At 66.8% G+C, this 19352-nt stretch carries 17 protein-coding genes; 8 read left to right on the forward strand and 9 right to left on the reverse strand.

Features of this window, described 5'->3' with window-relative positions; all coding sequences use genetic code 11:
* Nucleotide 1: 1 nt before the first annotated feature.
* On the reverse strand, nucleotides 2-3163 hold the full coding sequence (locus tag ACWDR4_RS02830) for a DUF3427 domain-containing protein (RefSeq protein WP_450403013.1): 3162 nt from the start codon (nucleotides 3161-3163) through the stop codon (nucleotides 2-4).
* A 148-nt stretch (nucleotides 3164-3311) separates the two neighbouring features.
* On the opposite strand from ACWDR4_RS02830, the gene ACWDR4_RS02835 reads away from it, so the two are divergent.
* Nucleotides 3312-4157 (forward strand): DUF6602 domain-containing protein, encoded by an 846-nt coding sequence (locus ACWDR4_RS02835; protein WP_450403016.1) that lies wholly within the window; start codon nucleotides 3312-3314, stop codon nucleotides 4155-4157.
* Between the two features lie 29 nt (nucleotides 4158-4186).
* Here ACWDR4_RS02835 and ACWDR4_RS02840 read toward each other — a convergent pair whose 3' ends face one another.
* Both ACWDR4_RS02840 and ACWDR4_RS02845 read right to left on the reverse strand, forming a co-directional pair.
* Nucleotides 4187-5302, reverse strand: coding sequence for a hypothetical protein (locus ACWDR4_RS02840; protein ID WP_450403018.1), 1116 nt, complete (start codon nucleotides 5300-5302; stop codon nucleotides 4187-4189).
* A gap of 293 nt (nucleotides 5303-5595) precedes the next feature.
* A complete protein-coding gene (locus ACWDR4_RS02845; RefSeq protein ID WP_450403021.1) occupies nucleotides 5596-5943 on the reverse strand; it encodes a VOC family protein in 348 nt (115 codons plus the stop codon).
* Between the two features lie 184 nt (nucleotides 5944-6127).
* Here ACWDR4_RS02845 and ACWDR4_RS02850 point away from each other — a divergent pair, with 184 nt between their 5' ends.
* Nucleotides 6128-6301 carry a DUF6228 family protein gene (locus ACWDR4_RS02850; RefSeq protein ID WP_450403024.1) on the forward strand — a complete coding sequence of 58 codons (174 nt, stop codon included), beginning with the start codon at nucleotides 6128-6130 and terminating at the stop codon, nucleotides 6299-6301.
* 54 nt (nucleotides 6302-6355) lie between these two features.
* Nucleotides 6356-6826: a hypothetical protein gene (locus ACWDR4_RS02855; protein WP_450403027.1), complete on the forward strand. Its 471-nt coding sequence runs from the start codon at nucleotides 6356-6358 to the stop codon at nucleotides 6824-6826.
* Between the two features lie 121 nt (nucleotides 6827-6947).
* Here ACWDR4_RS02855 and ACWDR4_RS02860 read toward each other — a convergent pair whose 3' ends face one another.
* Complete coding sequence (locus tag ACWDR4_RS02860; RefSeq protein ID WP_450403030.1) at nucleotides 6948-7376, reverse strand: VOC family protein; 429 nt, start codon at nucleotides 7374-7376, stop codon at nucleotides 6948-6950.
* 339 nt (nucleotides 7377-7715) lie between these two features.
* Between ACWDR4_RS02860 and ACWDR4_RS02865 the strand changes: the two genes are divergently transcribed.
* The gene (locus tag ACWDR4_RS02865; protein WP_450403032.1) at nucleotides 7716-9350 is read left to right on the forward strand and encodes a serine hydrolase; all 1635 of its coding nucleotides are present in this window, start codon (nucleotides 7716-7718) and stop codon (nucleotides 9348-9350) included.
* Between the two features lie 42 nt (nucleotides 9351-9392).
* Here the strand turns inward: ACWDR4_RS02865 and ACWDR4_RS02870 are convergent, their stop codons facing one another.
* The 3 genes from ACWDR4_RS02870 to ACWDR4_RS02880 form a co-directional block, all read right to left on the reverse strand.
* A complete protein-coding gene (locus ACWDR4_RS02870) occupies nucleotides 9393-10610 on the reverse strand; it encodes a serine hydrolase domain-containing protein (RefSeq protein WP_450403033.1) in 1218 nt (405 codons plus the stop codon).
* 199 nt (nucleotides 10611-10809) lie between these two features.
* Nucleotides 10810-11829 carry a hypothetical protein gene (locus ACWDR4_RS02875; RefSeq protein ID WP_450403035.1) on the reverse strand — a complete coding sequence of 340 codons (1020 nt, stop codon included), beginning with the start codon at nucleotides 11827-11829 and terminating at the stop codon, nucleotides 10810-10812.
* Nucleotides 11830-11977: 148 nt separating this feature from the next.
* Nucleotides 11978-13453, reverse strand: coding sequence for a beta-1,6-galactanase (locus ACWDR4_RS02880; RefSeq protein WP_450403039.1), 1476 nt, complete (start codon nucleotides 13451-13453; stop codon nucleotides 11978-11980).
* 232 nt (nucleotides 13454-13685) lie between these two features.
* Between ACWDR4_RS02880 and ACWDR4_RS02885 the strand changes: the two genes are divergently transcribed.
* From ACWDR4_RS02885 to ACWDR4_RS02900, 4 genes are all read left to right on the forward strand, one after another.
* Nucleotides 13686-14498, forward strand: coding sequence for a class E sortase (locus ACWDR4_RS02885; RefSeq protein WP_450403041.1), 813 nt, complete (start codon nucleotides 13686-13688; stop codon nucleotides 14496-14498).
* Nucleotides 14499-14583: 85 nt separating this feature from the next.
* Complete coding sequence (locus tag ACWDR4_RS02890; protein ID WP_450403044.1) at nucleotides 14584-14910, forward strand: DUF6412 domain-containing protein; 327 nt, start codon at nucleotides 14584-14586, stop codon at nucleotides 14908-14910.
* 123 nt (nucleotides 14911-15033) lie between these two features.
* Nucleotides 15034-15801: a YidC/Oxa1 family membrane protein insertase gene (locus ACWDR4_RS02895; RefSeq protein WP_450403354.1), complete on the forward strand. Its 768-nt coding sequence runs from the start codon at nucleotides 15034-15036 to the stop codon at nucleotides 15799-15801.
* A 91-nt stretch (nucleotides 15802-15892) separates the two neighbouring features.
* Nucleotides 15893-16750, forward strand: a complete 858-nt coding sequence (locus ACWDR4_RS02900; protein ID WP_450403047.1) for a fumarylacetoacetate hydrolase family protein — start codon at nucleotides 15893-15895, stop codon at nucleotides 16748-16750.
* Here the strand turns inward: ACWDR4_RS02900 and ACWDR4_RS02905 are convergent.
* Nucleotides 16737-18236, reverse strand: coding sequence for a condensation domain-containing protein (locus ACWDR4_RS02905; RefSeq protein ID WP_450403049.1), 1500 nt, complete (start codon nucleotides 18234-18236; stop codon nucleotides 16737-16739). The two genes, ACWDR4_RS02900 and ACWDR4_RS02905, sit on opposite strands and share 14 nt — an antisense overlap.
* 191 nt (nucleotides 18237-18427) lie before the next feature.
* The gene (locus ACWDR4_RS02910; RefSeq protein ID WP_450403051.1) at nucleotides 18428-19300 is read right to left on the reverse strand and encodes an LLM class F420-dependent oxidoreductase; all 873 of its coding nucleotides are present in this window, start codon (nucleotides 19298-19300) and stop codon (nucleotides 18428-18430) included.
* Nucleotides 19301-19352 lie beyond the last annotated feature (52 nt).

Raw genomic sequence — 19352 nt, forward strand, 5'->3', positions numbered from 1 at the left:
GCTACCCCGCTTTGATCGTCGAGTACGTCCAGACGTCCGCCGGGATCTCGTGCTTTAGCTTCCACGTGATCGCCATCGGCTTGCTACCCGTGTGCTTCTCGTACTCCGCAGGGCCGAGCAGTATCCACGGCTGGGCACCGCCTATGTCAGTGCTCTTGTAGCGGCGTACGAAGAGCAGGACGTGGCTGCCTTCAGTGACATGGCGCTGATAGCGAAGACCGGTGGGGGAGGTCTCTGACGTCTGGTTCTGGGACTCCCAATGGAACTGGGTCTCGCTCTGCGCGTAGTCGTGGTACCGGGTCTGCGGCGAGAAGTCCTTCTCGTCCTTCTCCAGCGTGATGAGGAGAGCGTCCGTCTTGATCGAGTCGCACCACTTCACACCCTCGCGGAAATCGGCCGGCATGAAGCCCCCGATGTACGACTGCCCCAGCGCAGGCAGGATCTCCTCGCGGCTGTACGAGGCGTGCACGGTGAGGGGGACGCCACTCGGACCGCCCAAGCCCAAGAGAGAGATCGGCACGTGTTCGGTGTGGGCGAGGTTGTGCTCCAGCACTTGGCGCAGCTCGCTTCGGAAAGCGTGCTGCTTGCGCAGGGTCGCAAATCCGGCGTCGTAATTGGCGTACCCCTTGCGGACAATGCCGCCGAGTGGCCACAACTGGAAGAAGAGCATGCGGGCATACGCCTGTCCCTGCTCGTCGAGGGTGCTGTAGGCAGGGGCGTTGTCCTCCAGCATCCGCGTGTACGCAGCAACCCGGACCGGGTCGTCCACGTGCAGGAACGCGGAGACGCGTTTGAGGAGCGCGTCCTCACCTTCCGGAGCCTCTCCCTTCAGGAGGCCGGAACGGCGGAGTAGGCCTGTCCAAGAGTTCCCGTTGCCCCGGTAGAGCTCTTTGAGCTCGCGTCCACTCTCGTCCAGGTACCGGCTGAGCTTCAGTTCGGCGTAGTCAGCCACCTCGCGTGCCAGGGCAGTGACGTTGACGCCGATCTGGTCCTTGATGTTGGCGATGATGGTTTTCTTGGCCTTCTCCTCAAGGATGATCTGGCAGCCGGACGGGAGCTGCGGGAAGTCATGCTCGATGTTGTCCAGGAGCCGCTTGCGGGTCAGATTCGTCAGGGCGCGGAACTGGTTCTCGAAGCGGAACTCCTTACGGTGCTGGCCGATGAAGTCGAGCACGGTCAACACCGCTTTGTTCTCGGTACGCCGGAGACCTCGGCCGAGCTGCTGCAAAAACACCGTTGCGCTGGAGGTGGGGCGCAGCAGGAGCAGGGTGTCTACGTCGGGGATGTCGAGGCCTTCGTTGAAGAGGTCGACCGAGAAGATCACCTGCAACGCCCCGGACGCGAGGTCGGCCAGTGCCTGCCTACGCTCATCGGCAGGGGTTCCAGCAGACAGGGCCACGGAGTTGAGGCCGGCCTTACGGAAGGACTCTGCCATCAATCGCGCGTGCTTGACAGAAACGCAGAAGCCCAAGGCGTGCATGGCGCTTGGATCGGCGATTTTCTCCTCGACGGCTTTCAAGATCAGCAGCGCACGCGCGTGGTTGGCGGACAGCACGTCGTTCATCTCACTTGCGTCGTACGCCCCGCGATGCCACTTCACCGCGCTCAGATCGGTGTTGTCGCTGATGCCGAGGTAGTGGAAGGGGCTGAGTAGGTCATTCTCCAAGGCCTCCCACAGCCGCATCTCGGCAGCGATGCGCCCATCGAAGAACTCGTCCTGGATATTCTTGCCGTCCATGCGCTCGGGGGTTGCGGTCAGCCCAAGCAGCTCCAGCGGCTCGAAGTGATCGAGGATCTTCCGGTACGTCGGCGAAGTCCCGTGGTGGAACTCATCGATCACGATCACATCGAAGTGATCAGCAGCGAGCCGCTCCAGTGCGCGCGTGTTCAGTGACTGCACGCTGGCGAAGACATGCGTCCAGCGCTCCGGAATCTCCCTGCTGTGCAGGGATTCGCCGAAGTTCGCGTCTACCAAGACGTCTTGGTAGGTCCGGAGGGACTGCTGGAGGATCTCCTTGCGATGAGCGACGAACAGCAGTCGCAGGTCACGACCATGCTTCTTGCGGAGTTGCTTGTAGTCCAGCGCGGCCATCACCGTCTTGCCAGTGCCTGTCGCCGCGACCAGAAGATTCTGGTGCCGGTCATGCACCTCGCGCTCGACTTCGAGGCGCTCCAACATGTCGCGTTGATGGGCGTAGGGGCGTACTTCGAGACCAGACAGAGTAATTCTGCGATCCGCGGCCGAGGTATTCGAGGTGCCCCCGGCGATCGCCAATGCTTCCTGGAGTCGAGCGCCGTCGGTGTCCGGGTCGTACAGCTCGAAGGACGGGTCGCTCCAGTAGGACTCGAACGTCGCATCGAACTTTCGCAGTACGTCGGGTGTGGCGATGGACGACAGCCGGACGTTCCACTCAAGCCCATCGAGCAGCGCGGCCTTGGAGAGGTTGGAGCTGCCGACGTACGCCGTGTCGTAACCGCTCTTCCGCCGGAACAACCAGGCCTTGGCGTGGAGTCGAGTCGACCTCGTCTCGTAGTTGACCTTGACCTCGGCGTTGAACTCCTGCACCAGCCGGTCCAGTGCGCGTCGCTCAGTCGCCCCGATGTAGGTCGTCGTGATGACACGTATCGGCACGTCCCGCTCACGGGCGGCTTGTAGAGACTGCTCGATGATGCGCAGGCCGTGCCATTTCACGAAGGCGCAGAGCAGGTCGACGCGATCAGCGGTGGCGAGTTCGGCACGCAACTCGAAGCCGAGGCTGGGGTCATCGGGTGAGTTGGTGATGAGCGCGGTGTCGGAGAGCGGGATGCCGGGGCGTACGGCGAAGACGCCGGGGGCCTCTTGCTTGGTCAGCGCCAGGAGTTGGCGTGGTCCCTCTGCCACCAATTCCACCCACTCCAGTGCTCCCTCAAGAGTGCTGATGGAGTCCAAGATGTGGTTCGTCGCGTATACCCGCTCCTCAGCGGGGATGTTCTGCAGCACGCGGCGCACCGTCCGGGCGATGTGTCTTGACAGGACATAGGGAACGGACTCGTCTCCCACTGTGTCGCTCACGGGACGCCACCCGAGACTCGCGAACTCCTTCAGCTTCTGCTCGAAGCGCACCGTGATGAGCTCCTCGTACAGACCCACGGCAGGCTGCGCGAAATCCCCCAACTCAGACACTCTGGCTCCCTTGATCGCTCATCAGCTGTGCCCATGTGTAACAGAGGGCGCTGACAGTGCGCAGGCGATGGCCGCCTGCTGGATGGGGGAGAGTACGACTTGTCTGCCACAGCTGCAGTGGCTTGTTGCACTGCCCTAGAGTTGTTTCATGCCTCAAGAGAAACTTGGAAGAATCCTCAGCTCAGTTGCCATGCGGATGCGTGCAGACTTCGAGCAGTCAAGAAATTTCAGCCACAACGGCGAAGCGGGAACTTCTAGAGAAGCTCTTGTTCGCGAGTTTCTCGCTAGCTATTTACCGTCCCATGTGGAAACGGTACACAATGCCGAGATTGTCACGGCTTCAGGTGAAACCTCCCCCCAGTGTGACATCGTTCTCGCGGATCGAGGAACTCCGCCTTTTACAACCCTGAACGGGTATCGGATCCTTCCGAACGAGTGCGTTTATGGTGTTGTCGAAGTGAAGACCAAACTGGATAAGGAGAAACTCTTGGACGCGTGCAGCAAGATCAGTAAGCTGCGGCGCATGTCGAAGGATTCGTATCGCCCGACACCCGGTTTTGTGCCGCGAAAGACATCGGCTTACGGGAAAACCTACGACTTCTTCCCAACCTCTGGGATCGTCATCGCTTTTGATGGACTTAAATTGGAGACCATCGGTAATCATCTTATGGAATGGTGTCAAACTAGGCCGCCAGTCGAATGGCCTGATAGCGTGTGGGTGCTAGGTAAGGGTCACCTGCAATGGCAGAATCCTCGTAGTCACCTTCTTGAACGCTCGCCCGAGCCAGGGTCTCTGTTGGTGCAAATAGATACAGATGCATCTCAGGACATTCTATTGGCTCTCGCGCTGCACTTGAACATTCACTTCTCTGATGCGTGGATGAATCCTCTAGACCTCGTGCCGTATGCGGGAGCCACTCGTCTTGGCGTCATTTCACGTCGATGGCGTATGACTCCCGCAGGACAGCCGCTTAAGATGCTGGAAGGTCCGTGAGGGGGAACGGCTTAAGGATGTTCAAGGATTTATTCGACTGGTACTGATTCTCCGATGAAGCTGCCATTTTCCGATCTGTAAACTATTTCCACCCCGTACGATTCGCACAGGTCAAACATGTCCAGGTCGGGCTTTGCGGGGAGAAGGATAACGCGCTTGGGTGGCTCGGGATGGTCCTCGGTTTGCACGTAGCGGCTGTAGTCCAGAATTTGACCTAGGGCCATCCTTACTTCCTCGCGTGCGCTAGAACCCTTAGCTTCGTAGAGCACATGCTCCGTTGCGTCATAGAGGTCTGTCTTTAGGGTGGATGTAAGGCCCTTGACTTTGATTTGGAAGGCGCCAGTCTTGCGCCCGACGGCTCTGAGATAGGCCATGTAGGTACTGGTCAACTCGGCTTCATGGCGCACGGCGATGTGGGCTGCGGCCGACGAGCGGAGACTCATCTTCTTGTTGAATTTCTCTGATGCGACGAACGTGCCGCTGGTGGCGGCATTCGCTGCAGCTTTTCGTAGGGAGCTCGCCTTTTTCCTGGGCTTGCTGGAACCTTCCAGTGCGCCGGTAGTCGCAGGATCAGTGTGAAGATTGGCCGCCGTAACCACCTCGAAGGGGACCAGTTCCCACGTGGTCTCTGTCGCGGCCGGGATCAGGTTCTTTGATGACCGTTGGAATTCTCCATCCGGTCGAAGGCGAAAAACAATTACATTGCGTTCCTTGCTGTCCTCGCCGTGCACTCTGCGCCACACATAAGGTTCCAGTGCATCCAGAGTGAATTCCCCGATGTACTCATGAGTCTTGGTGCCGCTATTGGGCACTAAGCCGACCTGTGTGAAAACTCGTAACGTGCGGTCCTGTTCAGCGTGGCGGAGGATTGCTCGGTTGCCTGAGCCTGCGGCTCCGGCGAACGTCTGATTGCCGGACTTCCCTGCCCCCGTGTACTCGAAAATGGGCCCCAGTTCGTCTTCTTCTGCCAGCCAACCGTCGTAATACCCATTGACTTCTCCGACAGTGGGGTCCGAATAGAGGTTGACGCTCTGCTTTTCAACGGAGGAGCATATGCCACCCTGCCCGCTTCCTCCGAATACCTGCCTGATCTCCGCCCGCGTGCGTATGTCTCCCGAAACGATCGCGTCAGCCCTGGTCGTCATGTCATGACCCTAACAACTGTCAATGCGGTGACTTTGAGCGGGTGGTGATGAGCGAGCAGGAGATTTTGAGGAAGGCTCGTTGACGTCGACGCGTGGTTCCCACCGCATGCGCCGGTGTCAGAGGCTATGCACTCGGATGCAGCCCTTCAAGGCCTGCACGTGACTGGAACCGGCCAAGTAGTGAGGCCAGTCAAGGTGAGCTGTTTGCCCTGGATGGGCAGCCACCAGCTCCGCGAGTTCTGCCGCTGGCCAGTGCAGTTCCGCCATCCGGAACGGGCAGGACAGCTTCCTGCCTACTTCGACCGTGAGACCTCGCCCCCGACCCCCGTCTCATTGCCGTCGGAGTCGCGAAACACCCACTTGCACACATCGCCGTGCCGCTCCACCTCCACCGGTCGCAGACCTCGCTCGGCGATCCGTGCGACCTCGGAACCGGGGTCGTCCAGCCAGACCATGCTCACCGCGCCGCCGGCCCGCTCGGCGTCTTCGATGATGTACATGTAGCGGTCCTCGGCCAACTGCCACACCGCTTCTACGGCGTTGGGGTAGAAGGCCGGCTCCGCGCCGAACAACTGCTTATACCACTCCAAAGCGCTCGCGTAGTTGCGCACTGTGATCCCCGCGAAGATCCCTACAGACATGACCGACTCCCACTCACTCAAGATCAACCCTGGGTACGCGACTGCTCTCGTCGAAAGGCAGACTCCAGCAGGTGGCCAGACTCATCGGGGGACAGCTTTCACCACTGAGCGTCACCAGTGCTCCCGGTCGTCCAGACGTGAATCCGAGTGACGCCGAACGTGCTGCTGGCCTAGCGTTCCGCTCATGGGTGGAGTTGGGCGGAGTCGGGAGGCCGAGGCCGACGACGTTGGCCTCGCGGTGTCGGTCGTACTCCCGTCGGGCGGGTGCGTCGGGCTGACGTGGACGTTGCGCCCCTGGCCGGAGTCCTCCGGCTGCTGGGCTGCCTCGGGCACCCACCACTTGGCTGGAGGCCGGTGAGCAGATGACCGTCCCCGCGGCTGGCGTCCGTCGGTTTCTCGGTGGTGAGCGGCCATGACGACCGGTATGCGTATGACCTGGGTGCTCGACGGGCGCGGGTGGGCCACCTGCACCGTCGAAGACCACCACGCGAAGGCCGAACTCAGCGTCTCCTACATCACCAACGCTCCGGAGGATCTGCTGACGGCCGTCGCTCGACTCCTCACCGGCGAAGTGGAGACCCGCGCGCAGTTCGAGGCCGAACCCACCGCCTACCGTTGGATCTTCTATCGGCAGGCTGATGACGTTTGGATCCGGCTGCTGGAACTGGGCGACGGCCGTGCCCCCGACAACAAGGGCACCGAGATCTGGTCGGGCCGGCTCGGCATCGACGCGCTGGGGCGAGCCGTGATCCGCTGCTTTGATGAGGTGGCTCGGACTTACGGTGAGAGCGGCTATCGAGGTACGTGGGGCGAGCGCTTCCCTCGGATTGAGCTCGAAGCTCTCAGACGCCTCTGGCGCGCTCATCGCTCCGGCGGTACATAGCCCGCAGGCCAGGCGTCCCGCTGCTCAGGGCAAGTGAGACACGACAGCCGTCGTCGGCTCCCTCAACCTCCCCCAACTTGGACCACTCCAGGCGGCCCCGCCAGTCCGGTGGCCGCCGCTCTCAGTCGATACAGAACTCGTTGCCCTCGATGTCCTGCATCGGGATGCACGCATCGGTGCCGTCATAGAGCGTTTGCACGTGTACCGCGCCGAGCGGGATCAGTCGTGCGCACTCGGCCTCAAGTGCGGCGAGGCGTTCCTCACCCACGAGTCCGGTGCCGACCCGCACGTCAAGATGCAGCCGGTTCTTGGCGGCCTTTCCTTCGGGGACGCGCTGGAAGTACAGTCGCGGGCCCACGCCTGAGGGATCAATGCAGGCAAACCACGCGTCCTGCTGCTCAGGTGGCAGCGAGCGCTTGAAATCGTCCCAAGTGGCGAACCCCTCCGGTGGCGGCGGTACGACGTACCCCAACACCTCGCACCAGAACCGAGCGAGGCGCTCGGGTTCCGCGCAGTCGAAGGTGACCTGGAACTGCTTGATCGACGCCATCGGACCACCGTAGTGGCGCGTGCTGTTCATCGAGATCCTGGGGTGGAATGAGCAGCGCCAACGGACCAGAGCGCCTGAGACAAGGGCCAGTTCGCTCGAGAAGGACCAGGTCGAGTGAGGCGGGCATTCGTTCGGGCGGTTGCCCTGCGAGAAGGTGAGCCGGGCACGTTCTGTTCGTTTCTGTGGTGGTGTCCGGCGTAAGGGGTCCGGCACCTGCGTCTTCACGGCGCGGCCGGAGCCCGTGCGAGCAAGCGGCACTCTCATGAGTTCTCTCACGGCGCGTCCCCCGAATGGCCCGCCGATGCGACAGCCGTCGGGGCGGGGCCTTCACTGGAAGACATGTCCCGCCTCGACCAGGCGCACGCCCGGCGCCTTCGCTCCGCTGCCGCACTGGGCCTGACCGCGGCCCTGGCCGGCGGTGGCTGCACGGGTGCCGACACCTCCGCCACCGTCCACAGGGCGGCGGTCGCCCGGACGTCGCCGCTGCCCACCGTTCCGCCGGCCCAGCCGCCGCCGCGTCTCACGCGGGCCAAGGTCGACGCCGCGGTGGACCGGCTCGACGGAGTCGTACGGGACGCCATGCGCAGGACCGGTGTGCCGGGGGTCGCCGTCGGCGTGGTCCATGACGACGAGGTGCTGTATCTGAAGGGCTTCGGCGAACGGAAGGCAGGCGCGGAGGGCAAGGTCGGCGCCGACACCGTCTTCCAGCTCGCCTCGGTCTCCAAGCCGGTCGCATCGACGGTGGTCGCCGCGGCCGTGGGAGAGAAGACCGTCGGCTGGGACGACCCGGTCGTCGAGCACAGTCCCGGCTTCGCCCTCAAGGACCCCTGGGTCACCCGCCACGTCACGCTCGCCGACCTGTTCTCGCACCGCAGCGGGCTGCCCGACCACGCCGGGGACCTGCTGGAGGACCTCGGCTACGACCGCTCGTACATCCTGGAGCGGCTGCGTTACGAACCGCTGACGCCGTTCCGTGCCAGCTACGCGTACACCAACTTCGGGCTGACCGAAGCCGCGGTCGCCGTCGCGCGGGCGGCGGGCACCAGCTGGGAGAACCTGTCCGCCGACAAGCTGTACCGGCCGCTGGGCATGGACTCCACCAGCTCCTCCTTCGCCGACTACGAGAAGGCCGCGAACAAGGCCGTCACCCATGTGAAGCAGGGCGACACCTGGCAGGCCGAGTCCGTACGGGACGCCGACGCCCAGAGCCCGGCGGGCGGCGCCAGCTCCACCGTCCGGGACATGACGAAGTGGCTGCGCCTGCAGCTCGGCAACGGCGAGTTCGAGGGGCGGCGGGTCGTCGACGGCGACGCGCTGGACGAGACCCACCTGCCGCACATCGTCTCCGAGCCGCCGCACGCGCCGGCGGGCAGGACCGGGTTCTACGGGCTCGGGTGGAACGTCGGCTACGACGACCAGGGCAGGCTGAAGCTCGGCCACTCCGGCGCCTTCGCGCTGGGCGCGGCCACCAGCGTCACGCTGCTGCCCTCGGAGAACCTCGGCATCGTCGTCCTGACCAACGGCGCGCCCGTCGGCGTACCCGAGGCGATCACCAGTACGTTCCTCGACACCGCGCAGACGGGCGGGCCCACGGTCGACTGGCTGACGTTCATCGGCCCGCTCATCCAGGGGGCGGCGGCGGGCGACCGCTCCGAGACCGACTACACCAAGCCTCCGCCACGGCCCGCACCGGCCAGGGCGGACGGCGCGTACACCGGAACGTACGCCAACGACTTCTACGGCCCGATGACCGTCAGTGCCCAGGGCGACGACCTCGTCATGCGACTGGGGCCGAAGAAACAGAGGTTCACCCTGCGGCACTACGACGGCGACACCTTCAGCTACCACACCACGGGCGAGAACGCCGTCGGGCTGTCCGGCGTGACCTTCGGCGTCGGGTCCGACGGACGCGCCGACAAGGTCCGGGTCGAGAACCTCGACACGACCGGCCTCGGCACCTTCACCAAGGAATGAGCTTCACCGAACCGCAGCCCCGAGACCTGGCACGGAGAAGACCTAGCGCGGGGACACCGAACCGTCGTAGACGTTGTCCGGTGTGATGATCCCCGTGATCGCCCGGGCGAGGAGCGTGGACGGTTCCTGGCCCCCACTGAGGGAGTCCGTGTTGATCATGATGACCAGCGTGGCCTTCTTCGCGGGCAGATAGACGGTCACGGTCTCGTAGCCCGGGATGGAGCCGTTGTGCCCGATCCACCCGTTGGCCTTGAAGATGCCGAGGCCGTAGCTGAGGCCGGGGAGTCCGGTCGGCAGTGTCCTGAGCCGCTGGGCCTGGGTCTCGGGGCTGAGCAGTTTCCCGGTGGCGACGATGTCCGCCCAGCGACGCAGGTCGTACAGGTCGGAGATCATCGCCCCGGCCGCCCAGGCCCAGCTGGGGTTCCAGTCCGTGGCGTCGGCGGTCGCGCCGCTCAGCGTCTGGTCCGTGTAGCCGCGCGGATGCGGCTCGGGGAACTCGGCGCCCTGCGGGAACAGCGTGTGGTGCAGGCGCCCCGGCCGCAGCACCCGCGTGTCGATGAAGTCGGCGAGCCGCTGACCGCTGACCTTCTCGATCACCAGGCCGAGCAGGACGAGGTTGGTGTTGGAGTACTCGAACTGCTTCCCCGGCGCGAAGGTGTTCTTGTGCCTGAAGCCGTACGCGAGCACTTCCCGGGGTGTGAAGGAGCGCTGCGGGTCGCTCAGCAGGTCCTGGACGAAGCCCGGATCGGAGGTGTAGGGGAACAGGCCGCTGCGCATCCCCGCGAGCTGACGCAGCGTGATCCGGCGGCCGTCCGGTACGCCGTGGACGTAACGGGAGATCGGGTCGTCCAGCCGGATCCGGCCGTCGTCGACGAGTTCGAGCAACGCGGTGACCGTGAAGGTCTTGGTCTCGCTGCCGATCCGTACGAAGCCGTCGGTGGTCATCGGCCGGCGGGTGGCGGTGTCGGCGACACCGGTCGCACGCACGTAGCTTCCCTTGCCGGGCATCCACACCCCGACGACGACACCGGGGATAGCGGCCTCCCGCCGGACGTCCTCGATCGCCTTGTCCAGCCGGGCGGTCACCTCGGGGCCGAGACCGCCCGGCGGGCAGTCGTCCGGGTCGTGCCGGTCAACCTGTGCGGCCCGCGCGGCTTGGCCGGCCTGGACGGCCGTGGCGGGAGCCGTTGCCATCGGGACCAGCGCGCACGCCACGAACAGCGCTGCGGCGAGCATCCGGCGGTGGGGGGTACGTCGCATCGGTGGGTGCCTCTTCCAGTCACGGGCTCGGACGGCAACATCACCATCGGCACCTCGTGGTGAAGGCCCGCTTCCGATCGCGTACCGGCGAGTCCACTCGTTCGGATCGTTCGGAGCGATCCTGTCCGCCATGAGGCGAACGCTTCAAAACGACCAGTCCCCCCACCCCACCGGTCCTGAGCCGTCCTCCTACCGCCCCCTACATCCCCAGCCGCCCATGACACCCCTCGTACACAGCCCCCGACCCGCACCAGCAGACCGTCCCCCGCTGAGGAGGCCACCCCACGGCCTTCCCCCGGGCCGCCAGAGTCGTCGCGTACTGCGGCAGCAGCTCCCCCTCCCCCGGAGACGCCCCCTCCGAGGCCGCGAACGCCTCATAAGAAGGCACCGTCCCCGTGACGATCCCCAGGTTCGCCGTGCCGGAGGCCGCCAGTTCCCGGAGCGAGGCCTCTATCGTCGCGAGGTGCTCCTCGTGCGAGGGGTACTCCTCCGCCAGGTCCGGATACGCCTCCACCAGCTCCGCCAGTTCGTCCGCCGGCCAGTGCAGCACCGCCACCGGGAACGGGCGGGACAGCTCCTCCCTGAACGCGCCCAGTTCCGCCCGCAGCCGCGAGATCTCCGCCTCCAGCTCCGCCGGGTTGTCCGAGCCCAGGGACCAGACCCGCTTCGGGTCGTGCAGCTCGTCCAGCGACACCGACGACGAGTGCAGCGTGTCCGCCAGGGTGTCCCACTCGTCGTGCGGCACGCCCAGCATGCGGCGGACCCTGTGGCGGCCGTACAACAACGGGTGCGTCGAGTACGGGGGTTCCTGCGCGTCCGACACCAGCAGACGGGCCGCTTCCGTGAACGTCTCCTGCGCCGCCTCCAGCTCGTCGTGCGATTCCAGGGACTCCGCGACGATCACCCAGGGGGCCGGGTCGCGCGGGGCCTCGGCGCGGACGCCGTCGATGATCGCCCGGGCCTCCGCCTCGTGGCCGTACTCCCACAGGTTCGAGGCCTTCAGGGCCCGGACGAGATGGGGGTTCTCCAGGGAGCCGGGGGATTGGAGCAGGCTGTCGTACAGGGCTGTCGCGGCGGGGCGGTCGCCGGCCAGTTCCAAGTGGGCCGAGGCCTGCAGGAGCAGGTGTTCGGCGTCCTCGGGATAGAGACCGGCGGTCCGCTCCAGGCGGGCCGCTTCGGCGACGTGGTCGACGTTTTCCGCAGGCGTGTCGGGGCGCATGGGATCACCGTACTGCCGACGACCGACAAAGAAGAGTGGCAGCCAGGAGAGGGTCCGCCGAGGAGGGGCGGGCACCGTCCCGGCGCCCGCCCCTCCTCGGCGACGACTGAGCAACTACCGAACAACTCCTCGGCGACTCCTCAGCAACTCAGATCGTCACCCCGTCCACCTGCAACGTCTGCACCGCCCCCGCCGCGAACGACACCGCCACCGACTTCCCGCTCAGATACGTGTCCGAGCGGGCCGTGTAGAGGTCGCCGCCGCCTCCCGTCACCGTGTTCCAGCGCGGGACCAGGCCGCCCGAACCGCCCGTCACCGTCGTGAAGTTGGCGAGGTTGAAGGTCAGCGTCTGGGCCGAGGTGGAGGTGTTCACGGCCACGATCACCAGCCGCTTCGCGCTCGCGTCGTACGCCGCCACCGCGTAACTGACGCCCGTGTCGAGGATCGTCATGCCGGGGCGGATGTGCCGGCTGAACTGGGCCATCACATAGTGCTTCGTCTGGACCGTCGTCGGCTGGAGGGTGCTCGGGTTGTAGGCGATCATCGCCCAGCCCGCCGTCGGGTCCATGACCTGCCAGTAGACCCAGGCCGTGGGGTGCAGCCAGCGGAAGTCGTAGCAGAGGTTCGACGCCAGGGTCAGACCGGTGCCGTCGCCGTCGCCCGTCTCCGAGTTCCACAGCTTCTTGCCGGACGTCGTCACCACGTCCGTGTAGAGAAGGTCGCGGCGGCCACCGGACCCCTGGTAGCCGTGCACGTTCACCTGGTTCACCAGGGCCTTCGTCGACGATCCGAAGGCCGCCCAGGTCGAGCGGGCCACGTCGTAGTTCGTCTCGTCCGAGGCCGAGATCTTCACGCCCGTCAGGCCACGGGTGTCCAACTCGCTTCGCATGTACGGGAGTACGGCCGCCTGCACCGACGCGTCCATGTGGCAGCCCTCCTGCGTACCGGTGGCCGTCCACCAGCTCGCCGCGGGCTCGTTGAACGGGTCCACGGTCGCGAAGTTCACGCCCCAGTTGTTCTTCGCGTACAGCGCCACGGCCGCCAGATGCGAGGCGTGCTGGCGGTAGTTCCAGGTCTGGAGGTTGTTGCCGCCGCCCGAGGCGCCCGACGGGTTGTGGTTCGAACACATCCACCACATCGGCGAGTTGGCGAACAGCTCGGTGGTCGCACCCCGGCTGACCGCCTTCGTCAGCGCCGCCCGCTGGGTCGCGTCCGCCGACCAGTCCCAGGCCGAGGACGTGGGGTCCTCGTTGTTCCAGTCCTGCCAGTAGCCCTCGATCTGCTTGTACGCCGGGATGTTGGCCGACGCCACCATGCTCTCGCCGTTCACCGTGTTCCAGCTGCACGCGCCGAGGTTGTAGCGGGCGATGTTCAGGCCCAGACCGGGCAGCGAAGTCCCGTTGTACGTCACCGACTTGGTGGTGAAGAAGAGGTCCGCGAAGTCGTCCCGGGCGCCGAACACATTCGCCCACCAGGCGAGCGAGGTGCCCCAGCCCTCCCAAGTCCCGTACCCGGTCCCGGGGTTGACCGAGATGGTCGCGTCGGCTCGCGCGGTGCCCGTCGCCAGGGCACTGCCGAGGACAGCGCCTCCTGCCGCGGCCAGCAGAGATCTGCGTCGGATCATGGCTTCTCCGTCCGGAAATGACCTGTCCCGTTCATGCCATCAGGAAGCATCAGGCGCGGTGGGCGAGGTTGTCGAGAGTTGTGACACCCCTTTCTAAAACCACTGGACAAAGGGGGCTCACAGGGAGCGGACGGACAGAGTCCGGGCACGGGTGGGCGCAGGCCTGGTGACTTGGCGGGGTCTGCCCTATGGTGCGGCCGACTCGTGCGGGTGGCGCGAAGGGGGCGTACGCATGTGGGCTCGGGCTCCTGTGGTGCGGCACCGCACGCTCCGCCGCCGCGCCTTCCGCCGCCGCGCGCTGTGGACCAGCGGCGAACTCCTCGTCACCCTCGGTACCGTCCTCGCGCTTCTCGTCGTGCACCAGCTGTGGTGGACCAACCACCAGGCCGGGCAGGGAGCCCAGCGGGAGGTGCGGGCCCTGGAGCGGGAGTGGGAGGAACCCGGCCTCCCGAAGAGCGGCTCCGGCTCCGATTCCGGTTCCGCCGACTCCGCCCAGCAGCCACCCGGCTCCTCCGGCTCCTCCAACTCCTCCAGCGCCCCCGAGTCGTCCGGCACCACCCGCCTCACCAACTCCCGCTCCTCCACCCCCAGTTGGTCCCAGGCGTACGCCATCCTCAGCATCCCCCGCCTCGGCCTCCGCGTCCCCGTCGCCGAGGGCGTCAGCAAGGCGCGCGTCCTCAACAAGGGGTACGTCGGCCACTACCCCGCCACCCAACAGCCGGGCCAGGCCGGGAACTTCGCCCTCGCCGGACACCGCAACACCCATGGCGAGCCCTTCCGGTACATCAACCGGCTGCGGCGCGGCGACGCCGTCCAGGTCGAGACGGCCGACGCGGTCTACTCGTACACCGTCGACCGCACGCTTCCCCAGACCTCCGCCCGGGACGACGGCGTGATCAGGGCCGTACCCCGCTCCACCGTCAGGCCGGCCCACGGCTACCGCACCCCCGGCTACTACCTCACCCTCACCACCTGCACCCCGGAGTACACGTCCCGTTACCGTCTGGTGGTCTGGGGCCTGCTCACGTCGATGCGGCCCCGCTGAGCCGAAACCCGGGCATCCTGTATAACGAACAGCAGGCAGACAGCCGTACCAAAAGCAATGAGGAGCACGAGAGGGGGGCGTGGGCATGATCCGGAGCTGTGGTCCGGTCGTCCGGGTGAATCCGCGTGCCGCTGCCGCGCTGTTCCTGCTCCTCGTCGAGGTCGTGCTGCTCGACTCCGGCAGCCTCTCCGCCGCCGTCGCCCTCGCGGCGACCGCCGCGGCCGGGTCCGCGTTCGCCGCCTGCTCGCTCATCGCCTCGCGCTGCGCCCCCGCCGTCCCGCCCACCCGGGTCCGTACGGCCATCCGCGACCGGGCCCGCCGTACCGCCTTCCTGCCGCAACGGGACCCCGACGCCCGAGGCCGCACCCGCCCCCGCGCCCCGGGACTCGCCCTCCCGACGGCCACCGCGTAGGGCACAGCACACCCCTCAGCACACCTGCCCCCGCGCGGGCCGTCATGCCGATCTCCGTACCCCGTATCCACGGAAATCCCCGGCACGACGAGACCCTCGGAGGGCTCATCCATGTCCGCGTTCCTGTCCGCTTTCGCCAGTCTGGTCGGCCATCTCGCCGACCTGCTCCAGCCCCTCTTCCACACCTCCTCGGCCGCCGCCGCGATCGTCCTGTTCACCGCGTTCGTACGACTCCTCGTGCACCCCCTGTCCCGTGCGGCGGCGCGCGGACAGCGGGCGCGCGCCGCGTTGCAGCCGAAGGTCGCCGAGCTGCGGAAGCGGCACGCGAAGGACCCGAAGAAGCTTCAGCAGGCCGTCATGGCACTGCACGCCGAGGAGAAGGTCTCGCCGCTGTCGGGATGCTTCCCGAGCCTGTTCCAGCTGCCCGCGTTCTTCCTGCTCTACCACCTCTTCTCCAACCCGGAGATCGGCGGCGAGGCCAACGGACTCCTCACCCACCGGCTCTTCGCCGCGCCCCTCGGTGACCGGTGGGCCGACGCGCTCGGCGGTGACGGGATCTTCGGGGCCGCCGGGCTCGTCTACGTCGGGCTGTTCGTCCTCGTCGCCGCCGTCGCCACCTTCAACTACCGGCGGATGAAGCGCGTGATGGCCGTCAACCCGGTGTCCGTGGACGCCAGTGGTGGTGAGGCGGTGCCCGGGCTCGCCTCCGCCACCAAGTTCATGCCGTTCATGTCCTTCTTCACGCTCTTCTCCGTGGCCGTGATGCCCCTGGCCGCCGCGCTGTACATGGTGACCAGTACGACGTGGAGTGCCGTCGAGCGGGCGGTGCTGTACCGCTGGCAGCTCGTGCCGCAGGCCGGTGCGCGGGCCGGCACACAGTCCAGTACGTGAACCGGGTATTGCGGACGGCACGCTGACCTTGGAGGATCGACCAGTCCTCCGATGACTGGTGACCGAGGGCTGACCGAGGGAGAGAGCGACCATGAAGCTGCTGCGAGTCGGTACGGCGGGTGCGGAGCGGCCCGCGCTGCTCGACGCCGAGGGAACCCTGCGGGATCTGTCGGGGGTCGTCCCGGACATCGACGGGCCGCTGCTCGCCGACGACGCGGCGCTCGGCCGGATCCGGGCCGCCGCCGACGCCGGTGAGCTGCCCGCGCTGGACCCGACCGGGCTGCGGATCGGGCCGCCGCTGACCGGCGTCGGCAAGATCGTGTGCATCGGGCTCAACTACCACGACCACGCCCGGGAGACCGGCGCCGAGCCGCCCGCCGAGCCGGTGATCTTCTTCAAGGCGGCGGACACGGTCGTCGGGCCGTACGACACGGTGCTCGTGCCGCGCGCCTCGACGAAGACCGACTGGGAGGTGGAGCTGGCGGTTGTCATCGGACGTACGGCCCGCTACCTCGGCTCGCACGAGGAGGCGCTCGCGCATGTCGCGGGGTACGCGGTCGCGCACGACGTGTCCGAGCGGGAGTTCCAGCTGGAGCGGGGCGGGACGTGGGACAAGGGGAAGAACTGCGAGACGTTCAACCCGCTGGGGCCGTGGCTGGTGACCGCGGACGAGGTGGCGGATCCGCAGGGGCTTGCTCTGCGGTTGTGGGTGAACGGGGAGTTGAAGCAGGACGGGACGACCGCGGAGCAGATCTTCGGGGTTGCCGAAGTCGTGCGGTACGTCAGTCAGTTCATGACCTTGTATCCGGGGGACGTCATCAATACGGGTACGCCGGCGGGGGTTGCGTTGGGGGCGCCCGAGCCCAAGCCGTTTCTTCGGGCCGGGGATGTGGTTGAGCTGGAGATCGAAGGGCTTGGGCGTCAGCGGCAGGAGTTCAAGGACGCGTAAGGGTGCTGATGGGTAGTTTGTCGGCCGCGGGCCGGTGGGGGCTGGTCGCGCAGTTCCCCGCGCCCCTGGCGGTGGGCGCGTCCCGCGCCACCGACTTGATCAGGTCCCTCAGTCTGCTGACGTACAACCGCATGTTCTTCTGTGCCACGTCCGTGTCCGGGTAGCGGGCCGCGAACTGGAGGCCCTCGTGGAGGCGGGTGATCCAGGCGCAGACCTGGTCGCCGTACGACACCCGGATCAGGCCGTACGCGTTCAGGTCCTGCCAGTGCTCCGAGCCCTCGACGCCCCGGGTGTCCACGAACGAGACGATCGAGTACAGGTCCGGTGAGGTGGGCCGGAAGTCGGAGCCCAGCAGCTTCAGCACCCGGGCGATGGGCATCCTCGACAGGGGCCGCTTGGCCCGCAGCGCGGTGCGGACCAGGTCCAGGGCGCCGTCGAAGTCCGACACCTGGCCCACCGGGATCTCCAGCGGCGCGCCGCCCACGTACCAGCCCACCGAGTCCGACCACTCGGACCTGGCCCGGGTGTGGAACGGCACGACCGTGCGGTAGACCTGCTGTCCGCTGATCTCGCGGACGATCAGGGCGGTGGCCGCGAGGACGCCGATCATGCTGCCGCCGTACGGACGGCAGTACGCCTCGAACGCCGCCGCGTCCGCGTCGTCCGTGAGCCACTCCCGCATCAACTTCTGTGTGGGCAGCGGCCCTTCGGGGTCGAGGCCGAGGTCGACGGGGAAGTTCGGCAGCTTGCCGTCGCAGCGGGCGATGAACTTCCGCCAGTCGGCGACGATCGCGTGCGTCTCGTCGATCCCGTCGGCGTGCGTACGTTCGGTCGCGCAGAAGTCGACGTAACTGGCGACCGGCGCCGAGTCCACCGTCCTGCCGTCGAGGCCGGCCGTGTAGAGCTGGTGGATCTCGTGCGGGATGCGGAAGATCGAGTACGAGTCGACGTTGGTGTGGTCGAACGCCATGTAGATGCTGGTGCTGTCGTCCCTGACGACCGCGCTGTAGATGAAGTTCGGCCAGGTCAGCGCGTCCGCCGCGATGTCGAACCGGTCCTGCAGATAGCGCGGCAGCGCCGCCCCGTCCTGGAAGTCGCCGACGTCCTCGCGGTGCAGGACGACGGCGTCGGGGGCGAGGGTGAAGCGCCGCAGTTCGTCGCCGAGAGGGCTGCGCGGGCCCGGGTCGGTCCAGCGGAAACCGCTGCGCAGCGTCTCGTGGCGCAGCGTCCAGGCCCGCAACGCGCCCTGGAGGACGTCGAGATCGACCCGCCCGGGGATGTCGAAGGCCGTGCCGAGCCAGGTCGGCACGAACAGGCCGTCCTCGCGCACCGACCGCGCGGTCCGGACGTGGGCCTCCTGTACGTACGCGGGTGGGCGGGCGTCGTCCGGCAGTTCGGCCACGCCTTCGACGGTCGTCGGATGCAGGGTCCAGGTCACGAGCCGTCCGGGCCGGATCTCGCAACGGTGGATATCGGTCAATCGCACGGGACTTCTCCGTTCGCATGCGTGTCCCCGGACTCCTGGATCCCGCCCGATGACACGTGCAGACCAACGACCGGATGCGTCCGGAGGAAACGCCATGGCCCCAGAGCCTGTGCAGATCCCCTCCGGCCCCTTACATCCCTCGCGTCCCCTACATCCCTTGCATCCTTTGCATCCCTCTCGCGTCTTCCCGGCTACTTCAGCAGGGTGGCCAGGCGGCGCCAGCCGTCGCGGGGGAGGGCGTCACGGGACCGGTCCTCGATGACCTGGAGGGTGACGTGGTCCGCGCCCGCGGTGCGGAAGGCGTCGATCCGCTCGCGGATCCGGGTCTCGTCGCCCCAGGCGAACACCGCGTCGACCAGCCGGTCGCTGCCGCCGTCCTTGAGGTCGTCCTCGGTGAAGCCGATACGCAGGAAATTGCCGGTGTAGTTCGGCAGGGTCAGGTACATGGCGAGGGTGGCGCGAGCCGTCGCGCGGGCCCGGTCCGGGTCCGTGTCCAGGACGACCTTCAACTCCGGTGCCAGCAGCGGGGTTTCGCCCAGTTCCTCGCGGGCCTGGGCGGTGTGTTCGGGGGTCACGAGGTACGGGTGCGAGCCGGCCGCGCGGTCCCGGGAGAGCCTCAGCATCTTCGGGCCGAGCGCGGCCAGCACCCGGCGTTCCGCGGGCTGTCCGGCCGCGTCCAGGGCGTCCAGGTACTCGACCATCGTGGCGTACGGGCGACGGTACTGCTCCGTCAGCGGGGCGTGGCTCACCCCGAGGCCGAGCAGGAAGCGGCCGGGGTGGGCCGCCTCCAACTCCGCGAACTCCGACGCCGTTTCGGTGGCCCCGTACTGCCAGATGCTCTGGATGCCGGTCGCCACGACGAGCCGCGAGGTCGCCTCGACCAGCGGAACGGCGTGCCGTACGCCCGGGCTGCCGCCCAACCAGAGGGCGCCGAAGCCCAGTTCCTCCAGTTCGGCGGTGGCCTCGGCACGCTCGGTGAGCCCCTCGGGGTCCTCCGAACGCAGCGCGAAACTCCAGATGCCGTACCGGCCGAGGGTTTCCTTGAGGGATGTCAGAGAGGTCATTGCAGTCCCAACCGGAGGGTCCCTCGGGATAATTCCCGGCGCACGAGCCTCG

The organism is Streptomyces sp. NPDC000878 (assembly GCF_053599695.1).